The sequence below is a fragment of the Bacillus sp. 05T31 genome (assembly GCF_056396725.1).
Map to the genome: position 1 here is coordinate 1 of NZ_JBFTMA010000148.1, position 7,927 is coordinate 7,927.

General features: G+C 32.0%; 6 protein-coding genes and 1 pseudogene. 4 read left to right on the plus strand and 3 right to left on the minus strand.

Features of this window, described 5'->3' with window-relative positions; all coding sequences use genetic code 11:
- A partial coding sequence (locus AC1DJR_RS11710) for a LytS/YhcK type 5TM receptor domain-containing protein (RefSeq protein ID WP_477002667.1) occupies positions 1-679 on the minus strand: 679 nt, incomplete at its 3' end.
- A gap of 1,009 nt (positions 680-1,688) precedes the next feature.
- Between AC1DJR_RS11710 and AC1DJR_RS11715 the strand changes: the two genes are divergently transcribed.
- Positions 1,689-4,601 (plus strand): VaFE repeat-containing surface-anchored protein, encoded by a 2,913-nt coding sequence (locus tag AC1DJR_RS11715; protein ID WP_477002668.1) that lies wholly within the window; start codon positions 1,689-1,691, stop codon positions 4,599-4,601.
- A gap of 81 nt (positions 4,602-4,682) precedes the next feature.
- On the opposite strand, the pseudogene AC1DJR_RS11720 reads toward AC1DJR_RS11715, so the two are convergent.
- A pseudogene (locus AC1DJR_RS11720) lies at positions 4,683-4,991 on the minus strand (3'-5' exonuclease); the annotation flags it as partial.
- A 39-nt stretch (positions 4,992-5,030) separates the two neighbouring features.
- Between AC1DJR_RS11720 and AC1DJR_RS11725 the strand changes: the two are divergent.
- Both AC1DJR_RS11725 and AC1DJR_RS11730 read left to right on the plus strand, forming a co-directional pair.
- On the plus strand, positions 5,031-5,891 hold the full coding sequence (locus AC1DJR_RS11725; protein WP_429687558.1) for a hypothetical protein: 861 nt from the start codon (positions 5,031-5,033) through the stop codon (positions 5,889-5,891).
- Between the two features lie 49 nt (positions 5,892-5,940).
- Entirely contained in the window at positions 5,941-6,264 is a 324-nt protein-coding gene (locus AC1DJR_RS11730; RefSeq protein ID WP_131245397.1) for a hypothetical protein, read from the plus strand.
- 340 nt (positions 6,265-6,604) lie between these two features.
- On the opposite strand, the gene AC1DJR_RS11735 is transcribed toward AC1DJR_RS11730, so the two are convergent.
- Positions 6,605-6,859 (minus strand): SunI/YnzG family protein, encoded by a 255-nt coding sequence (locus AC1DJR_RS11735; RefSeq protein ID WP_477002669.1) that lies wholly within the window; start codon positions 6,857-6,859, stop codon positions 6,605-6,607.
- A 244-nt stretch (positions 6,860-7,103) separates the two neighbouring features.
- On the opposite strand from AC1DJR_RS11735, the gene AC1DJR_RS11740 reads away from it, so the two are divergent.
- Entirely contained in the window at positions 7,104-7,847 is a 744-nt protein-coding gene (locus AC1DJR_RS11740; protein WP_033709884.1) for a M15 family metallopeptidase, read from the plus strand.
- Positions 7,848-7,927: the final 80 nt, after the last annotated feature.

A 7,927-nucleotide genomic window follows, 5' to 3' on the forward strand; every position in this document is an offset into this window, starting at 1 on the left:
CATGTACCGTGGTCAGTGGATTATGAATTTCATGCGCGATCGATGCAGCTAGTTCGCTAGCTATATAAAATTTTTCTGCTCTTTGCATTCTTTCTTTTATTTTATATTTCTCGATCATTCCTTCTATTAAATAAACTGATAATAATACTGTGAAAATATTTATGATTATATAATTGAATAAAAATTCAATGAGAGTAGAGTCAATTTTACCACCTGTATTTATTTGCGTTACAATACCGCAGATAGAAAGGGAAGTTGTACATATCAAAATAAGTAGAATACTTAATAATATCTTCTTTTCCTTGAAATAAGTAGGTGACAAGTAACGAAACATGATTGTAATAACAGAAATAATAGTAAAGATAATAAATGATGGGAAGACTCCGCTTCCACCTAAGTAAAATCTATAAGAAAGATATAAAACTCCAATACAAATAATGCTCTTTGTATTTCCATATAGAAAAACTAATATAATGGGAATAAAACGTAAATCATAAATGAACCCAGCGTGTAAATGAAAAGGAAAAGTCATACAAAAAATAATTGCAATGGAGGAAAGTACAGAAATTAATATATTATTACATGCCATTTTTTCTTTATGTTCTAGCCAAAATACTTGGTAACTAAGGATACAAATAATAATAATAAATGTATTTAATAATAGTGTAGGAATTCCCATAGTTTATACCTCTCTGAGAGTTTGTAAGTAGGATTATGTATGTGTTTAATCTAGGTGTTTGATTTTATTAGATTTTCTATCTTTAAAAAAGAAAAGGAAGGGCACTTGAAAAAGTGCTTTTTTACCATTTATATTAAAATCGATGAGGAAGATAGAATAAAAAGTTACTTTTACTTATGAACAAAAAAATTGAAAGTAGCCCTTGTATAGGTAAAAGATGAAGCAAATTACTGAAATAGTTACGTTTCTCTGGAGTGAATATTCCGAAAAAACATTGTGTATGGCGAAATCCATTTTATAACCTTCGCCATATTAACATGCAACTTATTAAATTACAAAGAAAAAATTAAAAATTATTATTTTTTTGTTATTTTAATTTATTTAAAAACGTAAAAGTATTCAAGAGGTTACCATTGAGATGCTAGGGTACTTAGACCAATATTCGAACTTTGTAATAACGTTGTTACTTTTTTACTAATATTCTTAATACTAATTTTAGTATAATTAATCGATTGAAAGTTATGATAATTATCTACGTACCCCTTTTTTTATATCATTTTATATTAAATACAATGATATTTATTGTCACATAATAATGCAAATTTCCAGTAAACTAATAGAAAAAATCCTATAAAAACATAATTTACTATCTTTTATATAAACATTGCAGGTGTAAATGCAATAAAATTTCATTATTAATACATATATTCAATCTGAAAATATCTTTGTAGTGGTCCTTCATGCCAAGAACCGTTTCCGTACTCCAACTACCGTTATTCTAGTATTTTACCAAGTTTCTTATTTTGTTAAGGTATTCTAATATTGTTACTTTTGTGAAATGAAATGTTTTAATATTATAATTTATAGTGAATGTTGAGAAAATAAATAATTTGTAAAAATAATATAATATTTGTAACTTTATGTCTTATAATATGAAATATCTTCGTTGTGATTATTTTAAATATTTGAATAATACATCAGATTCATTTTATCTAGGGAGGTTTTAAAATTGGGGAGAAGAGTTGTTAAAAGAGTTTTTGCATTATTATCAGTACTAGCATTATTCTTTAATGTGTTTCTACCGAAGGCAAACGCGGAGGTTATGACGCATGAAAAGTATTCAATGAACTGGAGTTATAGCAACAGTTTAGGTAAGTACATTCGAACTGAAATTATTAAAAATTCAAGCGGTCAAATTGCTTATTGTTTAACTCTWGGYTTAAAATCACCAAATGGTGAAGATCTTCCTGAAATGGGGAAAACAGATAATGTAGTATATAGGGTTCTATTAAATGGTTTCCCACAAAAAAGYATAGAACAACTGGGAGTAGCTAATAAGAATGAAGCACATTATGCAACTCAGCTTGCGGTTTGGAATGCATTAGGTCAACTTGATGTAAATGAATTAAAACATGAAAATAAAAATGTTGAAAAAGCGGCTAAGACAATTATTAATGCTGCAAATACAAGTGAAGATACTCAAGATATTTTTATGAATGTGATTCCTGCTGAAAAGCAAAAGGCAGAATTAAAGGGTGAGTTTTTTGAAACAAACCTATACACAGTACAAACAAATGCTAAGAGTGGTTCTTATAAAGTAGTAGCGAAAAATGCACCTAATGGAGTTAAAATTGTTAGTGAAAATGGAGAAGTGAAAGATCAGCTTTCACTTGGGGAAAAATTCCGTATCCAAATTCCTAAAGATACAAAAACAGGTGAATTTAATCTAAGTGTTGCTGCAAATTTAACTAAAGTTCAAGCAATTGCTTATCGCGGTACTGATACTGTTCAGAATGCTACAGTGCTACTAGAAAGAAATGAGGAAAAGCTTAGTAGTGACCTTGCAGTAAATTGGGAAGCAGCTGGTTCTTTAAAAATTAAAAAGGTTGGGGAAAATGGAGAAATATTAGCTGGTGCAGTATTTGAAGTCTTTAATGCAAATAATGAATCAGTTGGAAAAATCACGACGGGTGCTGATGGTACTGCAGAATTAAATAACCTACCAATTGGTACCTACACAGTAAAAGAAATTAAAGCACCAACAGGTTATGTTTCAGGTAATAAACCACAAACTATTGAAGTTAAGACAGGGGAAATAGGAGCTGTTCAAGTAGTAAACAACAAAGTAAAAGGTAACATCGAAATAAAAAAACTTAGTGATTCAGGTAAGATGTTACCTAATGTTGAATTCACGGTCTTTACTGAAGATGGAAAAGAAGTGAAAAAAGTAGTAACAAAAGAAAATGGAATTGCAAATGTTGATGGTCTTACGTATGGTAAATATTATTTCTTAGAGACAAAAACACCTAATGGATATATTGGAAATAAAACAAAGTATCCTTTTGAAATTAAAGAGCACAATAAAACACTTACTTTTACAGTGGAAAATACAGAAGTGAAAGGTAGTGTGAAATTACTAAAAGTAGATAATGAAGATATCAGTAAAAAATTAGAAGGTGCAGTATTCGAGCTAAAAGATGCAAGCGGGAAAGTAATTGGGGAATATAAGACAGATAAAAATGGTGAAGTTAACGTCAAAGATTTAGCGTATGGTAAATATTCATTTGTAGAAAAGGCTTCTCCAAATGGTTACGTTCTTATTACAGAACCAATTGTGTTCGAAATAAAGGAACACGGGAAAATTATTGAGCTATTAGCAGTTAATCATCTTATCAAAGGTAATCTAGAAATTACAAAAGTTGATGTAGCTGATGGAAACAATAAGCTTCCGAATGCAGAGTTTACTATTTATAATGAAGCAGGAAAAGAAGTAGTTAAAGGGAAAACAGACGATAAAGGTATCGCGAAGTTTGAAAAGTTACCATTTGGAAAATACACATATAAAGAAACTGTTGCACCAAAAGGTTATGTATTGAATGAAGAAATATTCTCTTTTGAGATCAAAGAGAATGGTCAAATMATTAAACATATTGTCAAAGATGAAAAGATTCCATCAGTAAAAACAACAGCTACTGATAAAACCGATGGTACAAAAGAAATGCACACTTCTAAGTCTGTAACAATCCAAGATAAAGTGGAATACAAAGACCTACAAGTAGGTAAAGAGTACACTTTAAAAGGTAAATTAATGGATAAAGAGACTAATAAACYATTAGTTGTAAATGGTAAAGAAGTAACTGCTGAAACTAAGTTTACACCAAAAGAAGCAAACGGTTCTATTACACTAGATTTCACTTTTGATGCAACTGGTTTAGAAGAAAAAGAAGTAGTAGTATTCGAAGAGTTACTGAAAGACGGAAAAGTTGTTACTACACATGCTGATATCAATGATAAAGGTCAAACAGTTAAGTTCGTTAAGCCATCAGTAAAAACAACTGCTACAAACAAAGCTGATGGTTCTAAAGAGTTAGACGCTTCTAAATCTGTAACAATCCAAGATAAAGTGGAATACAAAGACTTAATCGTGGGTAAAGAGTACGTTGTAAAAGGTAAACTAATGGATAAAGCAACAAACAAACCATTATTAGTTGATGATAAAGAAGTAACAGYAGAATCTAAGTTTACTGCAAAAGAAAAAAATGGTTTTATCACATTAGATTTCACATTTAATGCTTCTGCATTACAAGGTAAAGAAGTAGTAGTATTTGAAGAACTGTATCAAGATAATATTTTAGTAGCTATTCACGCTGAATTTGAAGATAAGGGACAAACAGTGAAATTCAAAGAGGTAAAACCGGAACAACCTAAACCAGAACAGCCGAATCAAGATAAAAATACTCCAACATCAGAGCAACCTAAAGAGCAACCTAAAGAGCAACCACAACCTAAGAAAGAAATTCAATCTAAAATTGGATGGTTACCGCAAACAGGCGCTGACCTTACAAGTTGGATCTCTATGGCTGCAGGTGCATTATTATTAATTGTTGGTGGAGTGATTTTCCTAAAACGTAAAAATGCATAAAAATTAAAAAATAAGCACATTTGTTTTTTTACAAGATGTGCTTATTTTTTATGTTAATAATTTAGTCCTATTTACAGTATTTTAATCTATTTGCTTATTTTTGAGTTGTTGTAATAATTCCAGGACAGCAAAACAGTCAGCAGCTGCTCGGTGTTTAATCGTTAATTCCGTTGCATCACTTAATGAAATCCATCTTTTTGAATCTACATAATCGGCGTACATTYCCATAATACATGTGGATTTAAAATTCTTAAATTCTACATTTAATTGATTCATAATTACTTGGTGTTCGTAACAGCTAGGGCAGAGACTTAGACGTAGTTTAGCTTTACTTTGAATGACATGGCCACACTGTTTACARGTCCGTTGCTCCAAGCCAAGTTTTCTACCATACAAAAAGCTGGGGCATCACTTCATAAACAAGCAGTAATGGCTGATGGACTAATTAATAGTGTCTCAACGCATGTTGCAGAAGCTCAACAAGCATTCCCAACCTTGCATACAGATATCATGTCTGGATTAGATGCTGCCAATAACATTATGGACTCTGCTAATAAGATTTCAGGCTATAAAATAGATACGTCTAATATAGCTAAAAATGTTGGAAACATGGATGGTTTATCTACTCGCCTCAAAGATTTTGGTGTACCACCTGAAAAAATGGAAGAGTTTTTGGCAGAACAGAAGCGTACAAATAAACTTGGATCGATGTCACTTGATTTCATGCCAGTTATTGGGCAAATCAAACAAGGGCTACAACTCATTAACGGCAAAGAATATTTCACTGATAGAGAGTATGACAAAAATGATTATGTATGGGGAACCGTTTCTACTTTTTTTGGTGGGGCTCCTAAAGGTATTGGACGTGTATTCGGTAAATATGGTGAGTTAGAACAAAAAGCGAAGGATTTAGGAAAAGTATCAAAGGTAACTGAAGAGATTGGATGGAGTATGCCAAGAGGCGGAGGGGTCATTGATGGGCGTAAGTATACTGAACATGCTCTTGAAAGAATGGCACCTGATACAATTCAGGTTCGGGCAGAACTTACGAAGCGTGCACGTGAAAGAGCTGAAAGGAATGGTTACACATTCGGATCAAAAGAATATATGGAGGAATTAAAAAAAGTTGATCCGCGAGGTGTAACACCAAGCGTAGTAGAAGAAACAATTAAGTATGCTACTAAAAAACCAGGAAATAAACCTGGTCTATGGCAATACGATGGGAAAGATGTTAGAGTCGTATTGAATGATAATGGCGATGTTGTTTCCGTTGTACCTAATAAATCGTGAATATTATAAATAAAGTAGATTAAGCCCATTCACGAAAGGAGTTGTTAAAATGAATATTCAATATGATGAATACGAATTATTAGAAATATTCGAGAGTGAACCAGAAGATTATTTTATTCCTGGTGCAGGTGCATATAGATATAATAAAATAGATAAATTAGGATTTGAATTAGTAATGATTATGTGTTATTACGARGAAACTGTGGAATTAAAATTGTATTACAAAAATAAATGCATATTTGAAACCAAGATACATTCGGCGAAACGAATCTATACCCGTAATGACTCATTATATGTCCAAGGCGGCGTAGAAAACAAAACAATCGAAGTAAAATTCAAGCCACATTTTACAGTTCAAATAGAGAAGTTCTAGATAGATGAAATAAGAAAACATCTTATGCATATAAGGTGTTTTCTTATACAAAAAGCGCCTACATAGACGCTTTTTGTGCCACTTAAAAGGATTTAAGATACGTTTACTTGAGTTCTTTAGGTAGCTAGGGTTTGAAATACTAACTTAAAAGAAAAATGTTGAGCAGTTCATCTTTATTATTAATATATCTGAATTAAAGATGCAATTTTGCATCCCAATTTCTGCGGCATCAATTACATGCTACCCTCACAAATATAGAAAAAGGTGCGAAGTCAATTCTATGACTTTGCACCTTTTTATTTCACTTGAACTTTGTTTAAGCGCGTTTATCTACTCATTGTTACGCGTGAATTGCGTTTAAAATCGACACTTTATTCGTAGTAAATAATACATAATTTTGTTTTACWGTTTTRATTAAWATRCGRTCMGTTGTCCCATATGCTGTTCCRATACGRATTGCACTWGGWTCTTCAACRCCCGCATAGGTAGCATCTTCKGTAACCTCAATYACATCACGTAATGGAATCGTGACCTCCGCAAATTGCCATGAAATAATTAACTCTTCTTTTGTTTTTTTGACATCAATGCCTAGCATTATACCAAGACCTTTCTATAACAGAATGCTACACTTCTTATCTTATTATATAAATCTTTAGATTATTTTTCTACATGTATAAATAGAGCTGATATTTTAAGGGTATCAAAAGAACGGGAAGATATACTATCAATCTATTAAGGAATGCGTTATGAAGAAAAGTTCACAAGGAATTAATATGGATTTGATATGGTTGAAGTATGATGAATGAGTAACAGTAGGAGTTGCAGGAAGGAAATGAATGATGAGACTTAAATTAGTAGGAACCTTAACTTGTATAGTAGTAATGCTAGGTATCTTTATCATTTACACCAATATATCTATTGGTAAAGAACCATATAAGACAAACCATGAAACTAGTGAAAACTCCATAAATAAAGAAAAAAATAGTAAGCAAAATGGGACTTCAAATAAGATAGCAAGTTCCTTTGCTAGTATACAGGCTGTAGTAAATAAGGAATATGGTTTACCCGAAGACTATATGCCAGAGGATTTAGTTGTACCAAATGTACCGTTCTCATTTAGTGGAACGGTAGAAAAGAGTCATCTTCGTAAAGAAGCAGCGGAAGCGTTAGAAAAACTATTCCTTTTAGCTAAGCAAGATGGGATCCAGTTGAATGCTGTTTCAGGATTTCGTTCCTATGAGTATCAAAAAGGTCTGTATGCCAACAATGTTAAAAAGAAAGGGCAAGAGCATACGGATCGCTTCTCTGCAAAGCCAGGGCATAGCGAACATCAAACAGGGTTAACGATGGATGTTTCTTCTAAAAGTGCGAACAATGAACTAGAGCTATCCTTTGCGAATACGAAGGAAGGAAAATGGCTGAAAGAAAACGCGCATCGTGCAGGGTTTATCATTCGTTATCCTAAGGGGAAGGAAAGTATTACGGGTTATGCATATGAACCTTGGCATATTCGCTATGTAGGAGATATTGCTGAAAATATATATAAGGAAAAACTGACTTTAGAAGAATATATGAATCTGTGAAAATAGAATTGAAGAGTTAAACTGTATTCATTGTTTATGAATGCTACTTTTTCTATTAAAAAGCCTAATTTCTCAATGTT

Excerpts from the sequence above, each read along its gene's own strand:
- AC1DJR_RS11725 (WP_429687558.1), top strand. The coding sequence starts at position 5,031 with ATGGCTGATGGACTAATTAATAGTGTCTCAACGCATGTTGCAGAAGCT.
- AC1DJR_RS11740 (WP_033709884.1), top strand. The coding sequence starts at position 7,104 with ATGAGACTTAAATTAGTAGGAACCTTAACTTGTATAGTAGTAATGCTA.